This is a genomic window from Actinacidiphila sp. bgisy160, from assembly GCF_965342435.1.
GTDB lineage: Bacteria > Actinomycetota > Actinomycetes > Streptomycetales > Streptomycetaceae > Actinacidiphila.
Window position 1 is genome coordinate 98,797 of the sequence record NZ_CBDRCM010000021.1, and the last position, 14,657, is coordinate 113,453.

The 14,657-nt window shown below is 72.9% G+C and carries 11 protein-coding genes; 6 read left to right on the top strand and 5 right to left on the bottom strand.

All coding sequences use genetic code 11. The features are described from left to right. Positions 1-93: 93 nt before the first annotated feature. The 3 genes from dxs to ACRWNP_RS18685 all read left to right on the top strand — a co-directional run bounded on the left by dxs (position 94) and on the right by ACRWNP_RS18685 (position 5,234). The gene (gene dxs / locus ACRWNP_RS18675) at positions 94-2,022 is read left to right on the top strand and encodes a 1-deoxy-D-xylulose-5-phosphate synthase (protein WP_431962703.1); all 1,929 of its coding nucleotides are present in this window, start codon (positions 94-96) and stop codon (positions 2,020-2,022) included. Positions 2,023-2,170: 148 nt separating this feature from the next. Further along, positions 2,171-3,682, top strand: coding sequence for an amino acid permease (locus ACRWNP_RS18680; RefSeq protein WP_431962705.1), 1,512 nt, complete (start codon positions 2,171-2,173; stop codon positions 3,680-3,682). Positions 3,683-3,719: 37 nt separating this feature from the next. Continuing rightward, entirely contained in the window at positions 3,720-5,234 is a 1,515-nt protein-coding gene (locus ACRWNP_RS18685) for an ArnT family glycosyltransferase (RefSeq protein ID WP_431962707.1), read from the top strand. Here the strand turns inward: ACRWNP_RS18685 and ACRWNP_RS18690 are convergent, their stop codons facing one another. Continuing rightward, positions 5,235-5,645 carry an NTP pyrophosphohydrolase gene (locus tag ACRWNP_RS18690; RefSeq protein ID WP_431962709.1) on the bottom strand — a complete coding sequence of 137 codons (411 nt, stop codon included), beginning with the start codon at positions 5,643-5,645 and terminating at the stop codon, positions 5,235-5,237. A 165-nt stretch (positions 5,646-5,810) separates the two neighbouring features. Between ACRWNP_RS18690 and ACRWNP_RS18695 the strand changes: the two genes are divergently transcribed. From ACRWNP_RS18695 to ACRWNP_RS18705, 3 genes are all read left to right on the top strand, one after another. Next, complete coding sequence (locus tag ACRWNP_RS18695; protein ID WP_431962711.1) at positions 5,811-6,548, top strand: DsbA family protein; 738 nt, start codon at positions 5,811-5,813, stop codon at positions 6,546-6,548. 89 nt (positions 6,549-6,637) lie between these two features. Next, positions 6,638-7,900 carry a peptidoglycan-binding protein gene (locus ACRWNP_RS18700; RefSeq protein WP_431962713.1) on the top strand — a complete coding sequence of 421 codons (1,263 nt, stop codon included), beginning with the start codon at positions 6,638-6,640 and terminating at the stop codon, positions 7,898-7,900. Next, the gene (locus tag ACRWNP_RS18705; RefSeq protein WP_431962715.1) at positions 7,897-8,853 is read left to right on the top strand and encodes an SPFH domain-containing protein; all 957 of its coding nucleotides are present in this window, start codon (positions 7,897-7,899) and stop codon (positions 8,851-8,853) included. The genes ACRWNP_RS18700 and ACRWNP_RS18705 overlap by 4 nt, the downstream gene beginning before the upstream one ends. A 3-nt stretch (positions 8,854-8,856) precedes the next feature. Here the strand turns inward: ACRWNP_RS18705 and ACRWNP_RS18710 are convergent, their stop codons facing one another. The 4 genes from ACRWNP_RS18710 to ACRWNP_RS18725 form a co-directional block, all read right to left on the bottom strand. Next, entirely contained in the window at positions 8,857-8,985 is a 129-nt protein-coding gene (locus ACRWNP_RS18710; RefSeq protein WP_431962717.1) for a hypothetical protein, read from the bottom strand. 256 nt (positions 8,986-9,241) lie between these two features. Beyond that, complete coding sequence (locus tag ACRWNP_RS18715) at positions 9,242-11,380, bottom strand: 3-hydroxyacyl-CoA dehydrogenase NAD-binding domain-containing protein (protein ID WP_431962719.1); 2,139 nt, start codon at positions 11,378-11,380, stop codon at positions 9,242-9,244. Further along, the gene (locus ACRWNP_RS18720; protein WP_431962721.1) at positions 11,377-12,597 is read right to left on the bottom strand and encodes a thiolase family protein; all 1,221 of its coding nucleotides are present in this window, start codon (positions 12,595-12,597) and stop codon (positions 11,377-11,379) included. Before ACRWNP_RS18720 ends, ACRWNP_RS18715 begins: the two co-directional genes overlap by 4 nt. A 777-nt stretch (positions 12,598-13,374) precedes the next feature. Then, the gene (locus ACRWNP_RS18725) at positions 13,375-14,616 is read right to left on the bottom strand and encodes an HRDC domain-containing protein (RefSeq protein WP_431962723.1); all 1,242 of its coding nucleotides are present in this window, start codon (positions 14,614-14,616) and stop codon (positions 13,375-13,377) included. Positions 14,617-14,657 lie beyond the last annotated feature (41 nt).

Consider the following 14,657-nt stretch of genomic DNA (forward strand, 5'->3'; position numbering starts at 1 on the left):
AGATCATCCCAGCGCCGGGCACGGGTGTGTGCGGAGCTGAAAACGCGAACACATACACTCGGGAAACCGGAAAGCGACAACAAGGAGGCACGGGTGGCGCTGCTGACCCGTATCAAGGGACCGCGCGACCTCGACCGGCTCAGCCCGGAGCAGCTGGTCGAGCTGGCAGGCGAGATCCGTACCTTCCTGGTCGACGAGGTCTCCAAGACGGGCGGGCACCTGGGGCCGAACCTCGGTGTCGTCGAACTGACCATCGCCCTGCACCGTGTCTTCGACTCGCCGAAGGACAAGGTGCTGTGGGACACCGGACACCAGTCCTACGTCCACAAGCTGCTCACCGGCCGTCAGGACTTCTCCAAGCTCAAGGGCAAGGGCGGCCTGTCCGGCTACCCCTCGCGCGCCGAGTCCGAGCACGACGTCATCGAGAACAGCCACGCCTCCACGGTGCTCGGCTGGGCCGACGGCCTGGCCAAGGCCAACGAGCAGCTCGGCAAGCGCGATCACACCGTCGCCGTGATCGGTGACGGCGCCCTGACGGGCGGCATGGCCTGGGAGGCGCTGAACAACATCGCCGCCGCCAAGGACCGTCCGCTGGTCATCGTCGTCAACGACAACGAGCGCTCCTACGCGCCCACCATCGGCGGCCTCGCCAACCACCTCGCCACGCTGCGTACCACCGACGGCTACGAGCGCTTCCTCACCCGCACCAAGGAACTGCTGGAGCGCACCCCGGTCATCGGCCAGCCGCTGTACGAGACCCTGCACGGCGCCAAGAAGGGCTTCAAGGACTTCATCGCGCCGCAGGGCATGTTCGAGGACCTGGGCCTGAAGTACGTCGGCCCGATCGACGGCCACGACATCGCCGCCCTGGAGTCCGCGCTGCAGCGCGCCAAGCGCTTCGGCGGGCCGGTCATCGTCCACTGCCTGACGGAGAAGGGCCGCGGCTACACCCCCGCCCTGCAGGACGAGGCCGACCGCTTCCACGCCGTCGGCAAGATCCACCCGGACACCGGCCTGCCGATCGCCGCCTCCGGCGCCGACTGGACCTCGGTCTTCGGCGAGGAGATGGTCAAGCTCGGCAGGGAGCGCAAGGACATCGTGGCCATCACCGCCGCGATGCTCCAGCCCGTGGGTCTGGACAAGTTCGCCAAGGCGTTCCCCGACCGCGTCTACGACGTCGGCATCGCCGAGCAGCACGCGGTGGTGTCCGCGGCGGGCCTGGCGACCGGCGGCCTGCACCCGGTCGTCGCCGTCTACGCGACCTTCCTCAACCGCGCCTTCGACCAGGTGCTGATGGACGTCGCGCTGCACAAGTGCGGCGTCACCTTCGTGCTGGACCGCGCCGGCATCACCGGCACCGACGGTGCCTCGCACAACGGCATGTGGGACATGTCGATCCTGCAGGTCGTCCCGGGCGTGCGGATCGCCGCCCCGCGCGACGCCGACCAGGTGCGCGCCCAGCTCCGCGAGGCCGTCGAGGTCCCGGACGCCCCGACCGTGGTCCGCTACTCCAAGGGCGCGGTCGGCCCGGCGGTCAAGGCCGTCGGCAAGGTCGGCGGCATGGACGTGCTGCGTCAGGCCGAGCCCCAGGGTGACGGCGCCAAGCCGGACGTCCTGCTGGTCTCCGTCGGCGCGCTCGCCCCGATGTGCCTGGAGATCGCCGACCTGCTCGACGCCCAGGGCATCACCACCACCGTCGTCGACCCCCGCTGGGTCAAGCCCGTCGACGCGGCCCTGCCCGGTCTCGCGGCCGGCCACCGGGTCGTCGTCACGGTCGAGGACAACGGGCGCGTCGGAGGTGTCGGCTCCGCCGTCGCCCAGGCGCTGCGCGACGCCAACGTGGACGTGCCGCTGCGCGACTTCGGCATCCCGCAGGAGTTCCTCGACCACGCCAGCCGCAAGGAGGTCATGGCCGAGATCGGCCTGACCGCCCCGGACATCGCGCGCCAGGTGACCGGACTCGTCAGCCGGCTCGAGGGCCGTTACGCCGACGAGCCCGCGCCCCAGGTCGCGGGCGACTGACACCCGCTCCGACGGCTTCGGCACCACCGGGCCGGGCGACACCCGGGCGGGTGATCGCCCGGCCCTTCTGTCGGTGTGTAGGCGCGCCAGATCCGGTCACAAGCATCCGCGGGTGCTGTGATGCAGGAACAACTGTGGAGGTGCGCCGGTGGACGTGGGCGGTAACGCTACGAAGGGACGGAGCGGGTTCTTCCGTACCAAATCGGTCGAGGAATCCCTGAGGGACACCCAGGAGCCGGAGCACGCGCTCAAGAAGTCGCTGTCCGCCCTCGACCTCACGGTCTTCGGGGTCGGAGTGGTCATCGGCACCGGCATCTTCGTCCTCACCGGCAAGGTGGCGAAGGAGAACGCGGGCCCGGCGGTCGCGCTGTCCTTCGTCGCCGCCGGCGTCGTCTGCGCGCTGGCCGCCCTGTGCTACGCGGAGTTCGCCTCCACCGTGCCGGTGGCCGGGTCCGCGTACACCTTCTCCTTCGCCACCCTCGGCGAACTGCCCGCCTGGATCATCGGCTGGGACCTGGTCCTGGAACTGGCGCTGGGCTGCGCCGTGGTCGCCGTCGGATGGTCCGGGTACATGCGCTCGATCATGGACAACTGGGGCTGGCACCTGCCGTCCGTGCTGTCCGGCGGCGAGCAGAGCGGCTTCCACTTCGACGTGCTGGCCTTCCTGCTGGTGGCGGCGCTCACCGCCATCCTGGTCGCCGGGATGAAGCTCTCGGCCCGGGTCACCTCCGTGGTGGTGGCCATCAAGGTGACCGTGGTGCTGATCGTCATCGTCGTGGGCGCGTTCTTCATCAAGGGCCACAACTACACGCCGTTCGTCCCGCCCGCCGTGCCGTCCGAGGGGGCGGAGGCCGGCATCAAGGCCCCGCTGATCCAGCTGGTCTCGGGCTTCACGCCGTCCCAGTTCGGCGTCATGGGCATCTTCACCGCGGCAGCCGTGGTCTTCTTCGCGTACATCGGCTTCGACATCGTCGCCACCGCGGCCGAGGAGACCAGGAACCCGCAACGGGACGTGCCGCGCGGCATCCTCGGCTCGCTGCTCATCTGCACCGTGCTCTACGTCGCCGTCTCCATCGTCGTCACCGGCATGCAGCACTACTCCCAGCTGTCGGTGGACGCGCCGCTGGCCGACGCCTTCAAGGCCGTGGGCCACCCCTTCTGGGCCGGGCTGATCGCCTTCGGCGCGGTGGTGGGCCTGACGACGGTCTGCATGATCCTGCTCCTCGGGCAGAGCCGGGTCTTCTTCGCGATGAGCCGCGACGGGCTGCTGCCGCGCTTCTTCTCCCGGGTGCACCCCACCCGGGGCACGCCCTACCGCTCGACGATCCTGCTCGGCGGCATCGTGGCGATCGTCGCGGGCTTCACGACCATCGAGGAACTCGCCGAGCTGGTGAACATCGGCACCCTCTTCGCGTTCGTCGTCGTCGCCATCGGCGTCGTGGTGCTCCGCCGTACCCGCCCCGACCTGCCGCGGGCCTTCCGCACCCCGTTGGTGCCCTGGCTGCCCGCCGTGTCGGTGCTCGCCACGCTGTGGCTGATGCTCAACCTCCCGGCCGAGACCTGGTTGCGGTTCGCCGTCTGGATGGCGCTCGGCTTCATCGTCTACTTCCTGTACGGCTACCGGCACAGCCGGGTGCGCAAGCCGGCGCCGCAGGGGTGAGCTGACGCACCCGGAGGGCGCCCGGTACGTTGGGCACGTGACGACCCGCCCCGAGACCGCCCGCGCCGCCGCGCCCGCGCTCCCGCAACGGCGGGCGGACGCGGACCCGTCCCGCGCGATCTCCCCGTTCACCCGGTTCTCGTGGCCCCTGCTGCTCCCGCTGCTGACGCTCGTGGCGGCCGTGGTCCACCTGCCGTCCTTCGTACGCCCCGTCTGGAACCCCGACGAGGGTTTCCTCGCCACCCAGGCGCGTGTGCTCGCCTCCGGCGGGGTCCTCTACGACACCGTGGTGGACCGCAAGCCCCCCTTGCTTCCGTGGCTCTACCACGGCGCGTTCGCGGTCTTCGGCGACGGTTCGCTGTGGCCCCTGCGGGTGGCGGCGGTCCTCGCACACGTGGTGACCGCGGCGCTGCTCGTCGCCCTCGCCCGGCGCCGCTGGGGCGACCGGTGGGGCGCGGCCGCCGGATTCGGCTACCTGCTGCTGTCCGTGGGGCTGGCGCCCGAGGACACGCAGGCGGCCACCTTCGAGGTCTTCACCCTGCCGTGGACGGTCGCCGCCGTGCTCTGCGCCGAGCGCGGACGCTGGGGCGCGGCCGGGGTGGCGGTCGCCGGGGCGGCGCTGACCAAACAGACCGGCGCGGTGGTGCTCCTCCCGGTGCTCTGGATGTTGTGGCGGGCCCGGCGCGGGAGCCCGGGCGCGTGGGGACGGCTGGCGGCGGGCTGCGGGCTGCCCGTCGCGGCCGTGGCCCTGGCGACCGGCGGGGGGCGCTTCGTCTTCTGGACCGTCACCGGGTCCGGCGCCTACATGTCGCCCGAGGGCGCCTGGCTGCTCGCGGCCGGGCGGGGGCTCGGCAACGCCGCGATCCTCACAGCGGCCGGGGCGGGGCTGGTGCTGCCCGCCGTCCGGCTCGCCGCGCGCCGGAGGGCCGCCGCCACGGCCGAGCTGTGGATCTGGCTCGGCGCGGCCGCCGTCGCCGTCGTGGCGGGCTTCCAGTTCTACGGCCACTACTACCTGCAACTGCTGCCCCCGCTCACGCTCGTCGGGGTGGCCGCGCTGCGGCGGCTGCCCGCGCGCGGGCCCGCCAGGAGGGTCGCCGCCGTCTGGACGGTGCTGGCGGCGGCGGTGTGCACCGGCTGGGGCTTCGCCGCCCCGCGAGCGGAACTCGGCCACGCCCGCACCGTCGCCGCCGCGATCCGCGCCCACACCGACGCGGACGAGACCGTCCTGGTGTGGGGCATGCACCCGGAGCAGTACTGGTTCGCCGGCCGCGCACCGGCCGGCCGCTTCCTCACCGCGGGGTTCCTCACCAACTTCAGCGGCGGACGCGGCGGAGCCCGGGTCGGCGAGGAGTACGCCGTACCGGGTGCCTGGGCGGACTTCCGCCGGGAGTTCTCCACCGCGCCCCCGGCCGTCGTGGTCGACGACTCCCGGGGCGCCCCCTACGGCGCGGCGCACGTCCCGGGACTGCGCCGTCTGCTCGACCGGGGCGGCTACGAGCGGGTCGCCACCGCCGACGGCGCGGTGCTGTACGCCAGGCCGTCGCGCGGTTAGTCAGCCACGCACCGACCGCGGCCCCGCGACGGCCGCGCCGTGGGCGGTCACCCGGCGGCGCAGCTCCCGGTCGGCCGTCACGACCAGGCACGGCCGCTCGGGCGCCCGGGCCGCGACGATCCCGGCGATGAGGTCGTCACCGCTGCCGGGGGCCGCCTCGACCCGTACCCCCGGCACGGGCGCCACCTCCCGGGCCGCGCCCTCCACCACGAGCACGAGGTCGAGCGGTGCCCGCCGTGCCCATTCCGGCACGTCCGCCCGCTCCGGCAGCCCGGTCCGCGCCAGTCCCGCGAGGGCGTCCCGCAATCGCTCCGTCGCCCCGTGCCGGTCCCGCCACCACCCGTCGGGGACGGACCCCACGGTGTTGGCGGCGTCGACCACGACCAGGGGCGCTGTCCCGTCGTTCACCACCGGCCCACCCTGGCACAACCGGCCCGGTATGGGGCGAGTCCGGCCGGCCCCGGTGTCCGTCGGCGGCTTCGCGTCGGCGAATCGTCGCGCCCGCGGCCCGCTCCCCGTGGTGTGAGGACGTACCCTCCCACGGGGCGTGTTCGTACGCGGTGGTAGAAAGTCCCGGTGAAGCAGACGAAGTCCAAGCGCTGGCGGTCCTACGCCGGGACGGTGATCGTCCTGGGTGTGGTGTTCGGGGGTTCGGCCGTCCTCGGGGCGCATGTGCGCAGTGAGAAGCAGCACGAGGCCAAGGCACCGGCCGGCGCCTCGGGCCAGGAGCAGCTGGCGGTACCGGTCAAGCCGACGAAGCTGCCGGTGACGCTGACCGTGTACGAGGACCTGCGCAGCCCGGAGTCGAAGGCCTTCGCCGCCGAGTACGCGGACACCCTCGCGAAGCTGGTCGTCACCGGTCAGGTGCAGATCGACTACCGGCTGGTGACGCCGACCGACACCGCGGACGGCGGCAGCGGTTCCCTCGCCGCGGCCAACGCGGCCGCGTGCGCCCAGGACGTGGGCCGGTTCCAGGAGTACGTCGCGCAGGTGTGGGACGCCCAGCCCGCCGACACCCAGGACGACCCGTTCACCAGCGACGCGTTCCTGAAGAGCCTGGCGAAGAAGGCCGGCGGTGTGGACGAGACGCACTTCGTCCCGTGCGTCCAGGGCGGCGACCACGACGGCTGGGTGCGGCGCTCCCAGGAGGAGTTCGCCGCGGCCGGGTTCACCTCCGTTCCGGTCGTGCGGGTGAACGGCGAGACCGTCACCGATCCCACGGGCGGTGCGTCCGGGCTCACCCCCGAGCGCTTGACGAAGCTGGTCGACAAGGCCGTTGCCGAGGTCGTGAACGGCACCACCGCGACAGGCTGACCGCATCACCCGTTGTCGTTCCATCAGATTTACGTGGACATCGGGTAATAAGGGCATGTGGCACTCGATCGCGAGGAGTGGTGGTGCGCATGTCCACACCGGTGTTCGACGAGGTCGGGCCGCAGCCGGGCTGCGTCTGTGAGGACTGCGCCCGGCGACGGCTGATCCGGGCGGCGACCCGTGCCACGCCCCCCTGCGCGCCACCGGCTGCCGCTCCTGCCGCACTGGTCGTCCTGGCCACGGCCGGCGCGGCCGCCGTGGCGCCCGCCGCGGTGGCGGCCCCCGGTGAGGACGCGGGCCAGGCCGCGTCCGCAGGCCGGACCGAGCAGGCGCAGCCGGACCGGATCGGCGCCGCGGTCCCACTCCGCCTGACCCGCGATCAGATCCTGGAACGGGCCCAGGGGTGGATCGACGCCCGCGTCCCGTACGACATGCGCCGCCGCTGGCGGGACGGCTACCGGCAGGACTGCTCCGGATTCGTCTCCATGGCCTGGGGCCTGGGCACCAGCCAGTGGACCGGCACACTGCCCCGCTTCGCGGAACGGATCGGCCGCGACGAGCTCGAACCCGGCGACATCCTGCTCTTCCACAACCCCCGCGACCCGGTCGACGGTTCCCACGTCACGATCTTCGGGGGCTGGGCGAATGCCGCGCACAGCCGTTACGTGGCCTACGAGCAGACCCGTCCGCGTGCCCGGGTGCGCACGACGCCGTACGCCTACTGGGACCACTCCAAGCGCTACGTCCCCTACCGTTACAAGTACCTGCGCGGCGAGGGCTACGGCGACTTCTACGACGACCTCTACGGGGACCTCGACCTCGGCGACCTGGCCTCCGCCGGATACCCGGGGAGCTGGTCCTTCGGCCCCGGCGCCTCCAACGGATACGTCACCCGGCTCGGCAAGATGCTGCGGCAGCGGGGCGCGGGCACCTTCTACCACGACGGCCCGGGGCCCCGCTGGAGCGACGCCGACCGCCGTGCCACCCGTGCCTTCCAGCAGGCCCAGGGCTGGAAGGGCGATCAGGCCGACGGCTTCCCCGGCCCGCTGACGTGGCGTTACCTCACCCAGGGCGCGGGGTCCGACATCGCCGGTGGCGGCCGCCCGGCGGCAGCCCCGGACTACCCGGGCCTCGGCGGCTTCAGGCCCGGCCAGTCGGGCCCGCACGTGCTCGCGCTGGGACGGCAACTGGCCGCCAAGGGCTTCGGCCGGTTCTACGCGAAGGGCCCCGGCCCCCGCTGGGGCGAGGCCGACCGGCGCGCCGTCGAGGCCTTCCAGCGGGCCCAGGGGTGGTCGGGCAGCCGGGCGGACGGTTACCCGGGTCCCGAGACGTGGAGGCGGCTCTTCTCATGACGATCACCCCCCAGGGGAACCGGGCCGAACTCCCCGTTCCCGCTCCGGCACCCGTCGCCCACGGCGTCCACAGCCCAGCCGCCGCCGCGCCGCCGCCCGAGATCGCCGAACGTCCGGGACGCTGCCTGCCCGGCGGCCTCGCCGTGCTCACGGCCCTGGCGGCCGCAGGCGGCACCGCCGCGCTCCTCCTGGGCCCCGCCGGGACCTCCCCGGTCGTGCGCACCGTCGCCGTCGCCGTCCTCGCCGCGCTCACCGCCCTGACCGCGCTCGGCCTGGTCCGGGGCCGCCCTGGCTCCGTGTGGATGCTCACCCGGCACGGCGCCTACCACGGCACCGTCCGCCGTACCGGGCTGCTGTGGATCAGTCCGCTCCTCGCCCGCCGCCGCGTCGACACCAGCCTGCGTCACTGGCGCAGCAGCCCCATCGAGGCCACCGACGCCGTCGGCACCCCGTTGCAGACCACGGTCCTGGTGGTCTGGCGGGTCCGCGACACCGCGCGGGCCGCCTTCACCGTCCACGACCACGTGCGCTACCTGCGCGAACAGGTCGAGGCAGCGGTCGTCCGCTGTGTGTCCCGGCTGCCCGCCGACGACTTCCACGGCCCCGGTCCCACGCTCCGCGACGCCGACCGCCTCGCGGACGACCTCACCCGGATCGTCGTCCAGGACCTGCGACCCGTCGGAGTCGAGGTGTTCTCCGTCCAGCCCGTCCGGGTCGACTACGCCCCCGCCGTGGCCTCCGCCATGCGCCGCGCCCGACTGGCGGCGCTGGACGCCCGGCACCGCAGGGCCGCCCTCGACGATGCCCTCACCGCCGTCGGCGAGACCGTGCGCGGCCTCCTCGACCGCGGCCTGGTCGATCTCGACGACTACGAACGCAAGGCCCTGGTGCGTGACCTGACGGTCGCTTACTGCGCCGCCCGCCTTCCGGAGGGCTCCGCGCCCGCCGCGTGAGCCTCAGTTGGAGGTCGTGGACTTCGGCACCGGCTCGGGGATGCCGGTGTCCTCCCGGATCGCCTCCCCCAGACGGGCCGCCTGTGGCTCGGCGGCCACGACGTGGTTCGGGCCGATCTTGCCGTACGCCACCGGCAGCATGATCGTCGTTGCGCCGGGCGGCGGTTCGGCCCTGCGATGGGTCCAGCAGGTGCCCGGTGGTGCGATGGAGCGGGCTTCTGATCTGGCCGCCCCCGTCCGGGCCGACGTGCGACCACCACCCCTTCGCGGGCCGGTGGTGACGGCGACGCCATGGCGCGCCGGCCCGGACGGAGACCACCCGGAAGTGTTCCGCCCCGGTACCGCGGCAAGCGGTACCGGGGGGCAGAACCGGTGTTACGGCGGTGACTTACGCGGGCACGCTCGCCACGCCCGGGGCCAGGAACGGCTTGCCGTTCACCCGCTCCGAGACGCCCTCACGGTCCAGGTACGGCGTGATGCCGCCCAGGTGGAAGGGCCAGCCGGCACCGGTGATCAGGCAGAGGTCGATGTCCTGCGCCTCGGCGACGACACCCTCCTCCAGCATGATGCCGATCTCCTGCGCCACCGCGTCCAGGACGCGGTCGCGCACCTGCTGTTCCGTCAGGACGCTGTCGCCCTGCACCAGGAGCGCGGCGACCTCGGGGTCCAGCTCCGGCTTGAAGCCGTTCTCGGCGGCGTAGACGTAGAAGCCGCGCTTGCCCGCCTTGACGACGGCCGCCAGGTTCGGGGAGACCGTGAAGCGGTCCGGGAACGCGCGGTTGAGCGTCTCGGAGACGTGCAGACCGATCGCCGGGCCGACCAGCTCCAGCAGCACCAGCGGGGACATCGGCAGGCCGAGCGGCTCGATGGCCTTCTCCGCCGTCTCCACCGGGGTGCCCTCGTCGATGACGTTCTGGATCTCGCCCATGAAGCGGGTGAGGATGCGGTTGACGACGAACGCCGGGGCGTCCTTGGTCAGCACCGCGGTCTTCTTCAGCTTCTTCGCCACGGCGAACGCGGTGGCCAGGGAAGCGTCGTCGGTCCTCTCGCCGCGCACGATCTCCAGCAGCGGCAGCACCGCGACCGGGTTGAAGAAGTGGAAGCCGACGACCCGCTCCGGGTGCTCCAGCTTCGAGGCCATCTCGCTGACCGAGAGGGAGGAGGTGTTGGTGGCCAGGATGGTCTCCGGCCTCACCACCGCCTCGACCTCGGCGAAGACCTGCTGCTTGACGCCGATCTCCTCGAAGACCGCCTCGATGACGAAGTCCGCGTCCGCGAAGGCCGCGGCCTTGTCGAGGGAGCCGGAGACCAGGGCCTTGAGGCGGTTCGCCTTGTCCTGGTTGACGCGGCCCTTGACCAGCAGCTTGTCGATCTCGCCGTGGACGTAGCCGACGCCCTTGTCCACGCGCTCCTGGTCGATGTCGGTGAGGACCACCGGCACCTCCAGGCGGCGCGCGAAGAGCAGCGCCAGCTGCGAGGCCATCAGACCGGCGCCGACGACGCCGACCTTGGTGACCGGGCGGGCCAGGTTCTTGTCCGGGGCGCCGGCCGGGCGCTTGCCGCGCTTTTGCACCAGGTTGAAGGCGTAGATGCCGGAGCGCAGCTCACCGCCCATGATGAGGTCCGCAAGGGCCTCGTCCTCGGCGTCGAAACCGGCCGACAGGTCACCGTCCTTGACGGCGGCGATGATGTCCAGCGCCCGGTACGCGGCCGGGGCGGCGCCGTGCACCTTGGAGTCGGCGAAGGCACGGCCCTTGGCGACGGCCTCGTCCCACGCCGCACCGCGGTCCAGCTCGGGGCGGACGATCTGGATCTCGCCCTTGAGGACGGCGGCCGTCCAGATGAGCGACTGCTCCAGGAAGTCCGCGCCGTCGAACAACGCGTCGGCGATGCCCAGGTCGTAGATCTGGCCACCCTTCAGCTGCTTGTTCTGGTTGAGCGAGTTCTCGATGATGACGCTCACCGCGCGCTCGGCGCCGATGAGGTTCGGCAGCAGCGTGCAGCCGCCCCAGCCCGGGACCAGGCCCAGGAAGACCTCGGGGAGGGAGAAGGCCGGGATGGCCGACGAGACGGTGCGGTAACTGCAGTGCAGGCCGACCTCGACGCCGCCGCCCATGGCCGCGCCGTTGTAGTACGCGAAGGTCGGGACGGCGAGGGACCGCAGACGGCGGAAGACGTCGTGGCCGCCCTTGCCGATGGCCAGCGCGTCCTCACGGCGCTTCAGCAGCTCGACGCCCTTGAGGTCGGCGCCGACCGCGAAGATGAACGGCTTGCCGGTGACACCGACGCCGACGATCGCGCCGTCCGCGGCCTCCTTCTCGACCTGGTCGAGGGCGGCGTTCAGGTTCGCCAGCGACTGCGGGCCGAAGGTGGTGGGCTTGGTGTGGTCCAGACCGTTGTCCAGGGTGATGAGCGCGAAGCGCCCGGCGCCCTGCGGGAGGTCGAGGTGGCGCACGTGCGCCTGCGTCACGACCTCGTCCGGGAACAGCTCGGCCGCTCCCTTGAGGAGCTCGGCGGTGGTGGTCACTTGCTGCCTCCGTCGAAGTGCGGGTTCTCCCAGATCACGGTGCCGCCCATGCCGAAGCCGACGCACATGGTGGTCAGGCCGTAGCGGACGTGCGGCTGCTCCTCGAACTGGCGGGCCAGCTGCGTCATCAGACGGACGCCGGAGGAAGCGAGCGGGTGGCCGAACGCGATCGCGCCGCCGTACTGGTTGACGCGCGCATCGTCGTCGGCGATGCCGTAGTGGTCCAGGAAGGCCAGCACCTGGACGGCGAACGCCTCGTTGACCTCGAAGAGGCCGATGTCGGAGATGGACAGGCCCGCCTTGGCGAGCGCCTTCTCCGTCGCCGGGACCGGGCCGATGCCCATCACCTCGGGCTCGACGCCCACGAAGGCGTAGGAGACCAGGCGCATCTTCACCGGGAGGCCCAGCTCCCGGGCGACGTCCTCGGCGGCGACCAGGGAGGCGGTGGCGCCGTCGTTGAGCCCCGCCGAGTTGCCCGCCGTCACGTTGCCGTGGGCGCGGAACGGGGTCTTCAGGCCCGCCAGGTTCTCCAGCGTGGTGCCCGGGCGCATCGGCTCGTCGGCGGTGGCCAGGCCCCAGCCGGTCTCCCCGCCCTCGGGGGAGGTGCGGCGCACCGAGATCGGCACCAGGTCCTGCTGGATCCTGCCGTTCGCGTACGCCTTCGCCGCCTTCTCCTGGCTGCGGACCGCGTACTCGTCGGCGCGCTGCTTGGTCAGGTGCGGGAAGCGGTCGTGCAGGTTCTCCGCCGTCATGCCCATGAACAGGGCGGACTCGTCGACCAGTTTCTCCGACACGAAGCGCGGGTTCGGGTCCACGCCCTCGCCCATCGGGTGCCGGCCCATGTGCTCCACGCCGCCCGCGAGCGCCACGTCGTACGCGCCGAAGGCGATGCCGCCGGCGACGCTGGTGACCGCGGTCATCGCGCCCGCGCACATGCGGTCGATGGAGAAGCCGGGCACCGACTTGGGCAGCCCCGCCAGGATCGCGGCCGTACGGCCCAGGGTCAGGCCCTGGTCGCCGATCTGGGTGGTCGCGGCGATGGCGACCTCGTCGATGCGCTCCGGGGAAAGCGCGGGGTTGCGGCGCAGCAGCTCCCGGATGGACTTGATGACCAGGTCGTCGGCGCGGGTCTCGTGGTAGATGCCCTTCGGGCCCGCCTTGCCGAACGGGGTGCGGACGCCGTCGACGAAGACGACGTCCCTAGCGGTACGAGGCACGTTGGCTCTCCTCAAGATGCGGGTTCGCTTGCCGCGGGCAGAAGACGGCGGCTCCGCCGTACATGCTACTCGTGGGTAACCGATGTGCCCAGTGCGGGTGTGCGGCGTCACACGTTCGGCTGCGCCGGGCCGCCCGTTGTCGTTGTGTGCGGCGCGGTTCGTGGTTGCGGTCGGGGTTTCTCCCCCACCCTCCCTCCCCCCGGCCTTCGGCCGGGGAGACCCCCCACCGACCCCGCCCCCTCCGTCGGTTGCGCGACCAACGGCCGGTGGGGGGCGGGCGGTCCGGCGCAGGCGTGGCGGCACCACCCAGCGGTAGCCGGGGGAGGGTGGGCGCGACCCCACAGCGGCGCCGCACGTGCTCGGTGTGCACGGTCCTCGCCGTTCGCACGCCGGTGGGTGGGGGTGAGCCAACCCGCCCCCAGCCTTCGGCCAGGGGAATTGCGTGCGGTGGGAGGAACGACTGACCGTGCCCCCACCTCGTCCGGCCGCCGGCCGACCACACGACCGGAGGGGGTGGGCGTGGTGCCCCGCGGGGGACGAGCGGCGCGCGCTGCCGGACGATGTGGGGCAGCGCCACGAGCCCCGAGGCGGGGACACCCCCCGGCCGATGGCTGGCGATGTGCTGCGGTGCGGCTTCGAGCGCAACGTAACGGTGCGCGGGACCGCACAGACCGCGCCTGATGGGGTCCCCCCGGCCGAAGGCTCGGGGCGGGCGGGGATGCCCGCCCCAGGCGCAAACGAGCCGCACACGACAACCGGCCGTAGGGGCACCCCCGGTCAGGACGGCGGCGTCGCCGCCACCGCCGCCGTGAGAATCGGCGTCGTGAGTTCGACCTGCCACGGCCGCGCGCCGGCCTCCGTCAGGAAAGCCGCCACGGACTCGGGGCCGCGGTCGCGCGGGGGCGCCCAGCACAGGCGGCGGACGGTGTCCGGGGTGATGAGGTTCTCCTGGGGGAGGTTCAGCTGCTCCGCCAGCGCGGAGACCGCCGCCCGCGCCGCGGAGAGCCGGGCCGCGGCGGCCGGGTCCTTGTCGGCCCAGGCGCGCGGCGGCGGGGGACCGGTGTAGGCGGGGCCGGGCTGCGGCAGGTCCCGCTCGGGGATGCTGCGGGCGTGGTCGATCGCGGCCTGCCATTGCTCCAGCTGGCGCCGTCCCATGCGATGCCCGAACCCGGGGAGCGCGGCCAGCGCGTGCGCGTTGGGGGTGGCCTCCAGGGACGCGGTGACGATGGCCGCGTCGGTGAGGACGCGGCCGGGTGAGACGTCCCGCTCGCGGGCGATCCGGTCCCGGAGGGTCCACAGCTCGCGGACGACCGCCATCTGGCGGCGCCGGCGCACCTTGTGCATGCCGGAGGTGCGGCGCCAAGGGTCGACGCGGGGCGGGGGCGGCGGGGCCGCGGCGATGGCCGCGAACTCCTGCATCGCCCACTCCAGTTTGCCCTGGGCGCGCAGCTCCTCCTCCAGCGCGTCGCGCAGGTCGACCAGGAGCTCCACGTCCAGCGCGGCGTAACGCAGCCACGGTTCGGGGAGCGGCCGGGTGGACCAGTCGACGGCGGAATGACCCTTCTCCAGGGCGTACCCGAGGACGTTCTCCACCATCGCGCCCAGCCCGACCCGGGCGAAGCCGGCGAGGCGGCCGGCCAGCTCGGTGTCGAACAGCCGGGTGGGGCGCATGCCCGCCTCGTCGAGGCACGGCAGGTCCTGCGTGGCGGCGTGCAGCACCCATTCCGTGCCGTCGAGCGCGGCGCTGAGCGCCGACAGGTCCCGACAGGCGACGGGGTCGATCAGCGCGGTCCCTGCCCCGGTACGACGCAGCTGGACCAGATAGGCCCGCTGGCCGTAGCGATAACCGGATGCGCGCTCGGCGTCGACGGCGACAGGTCCGGAGCCCGCGGCGAAAGCCGCGACAACGTCGGCGAAGGCCTCCGGGCTGGCGGTCACCGGCGGGATTCCCTCGCGCGGGTCCAGCAGCGGGACCGGCGCCGGGGGTGCTTCTGTTGCGGTCTCTCGGGCGTCGGTCACCAGTCAAGAGTATCTGTGCACAGCAGGCGCCCGCCGACGGA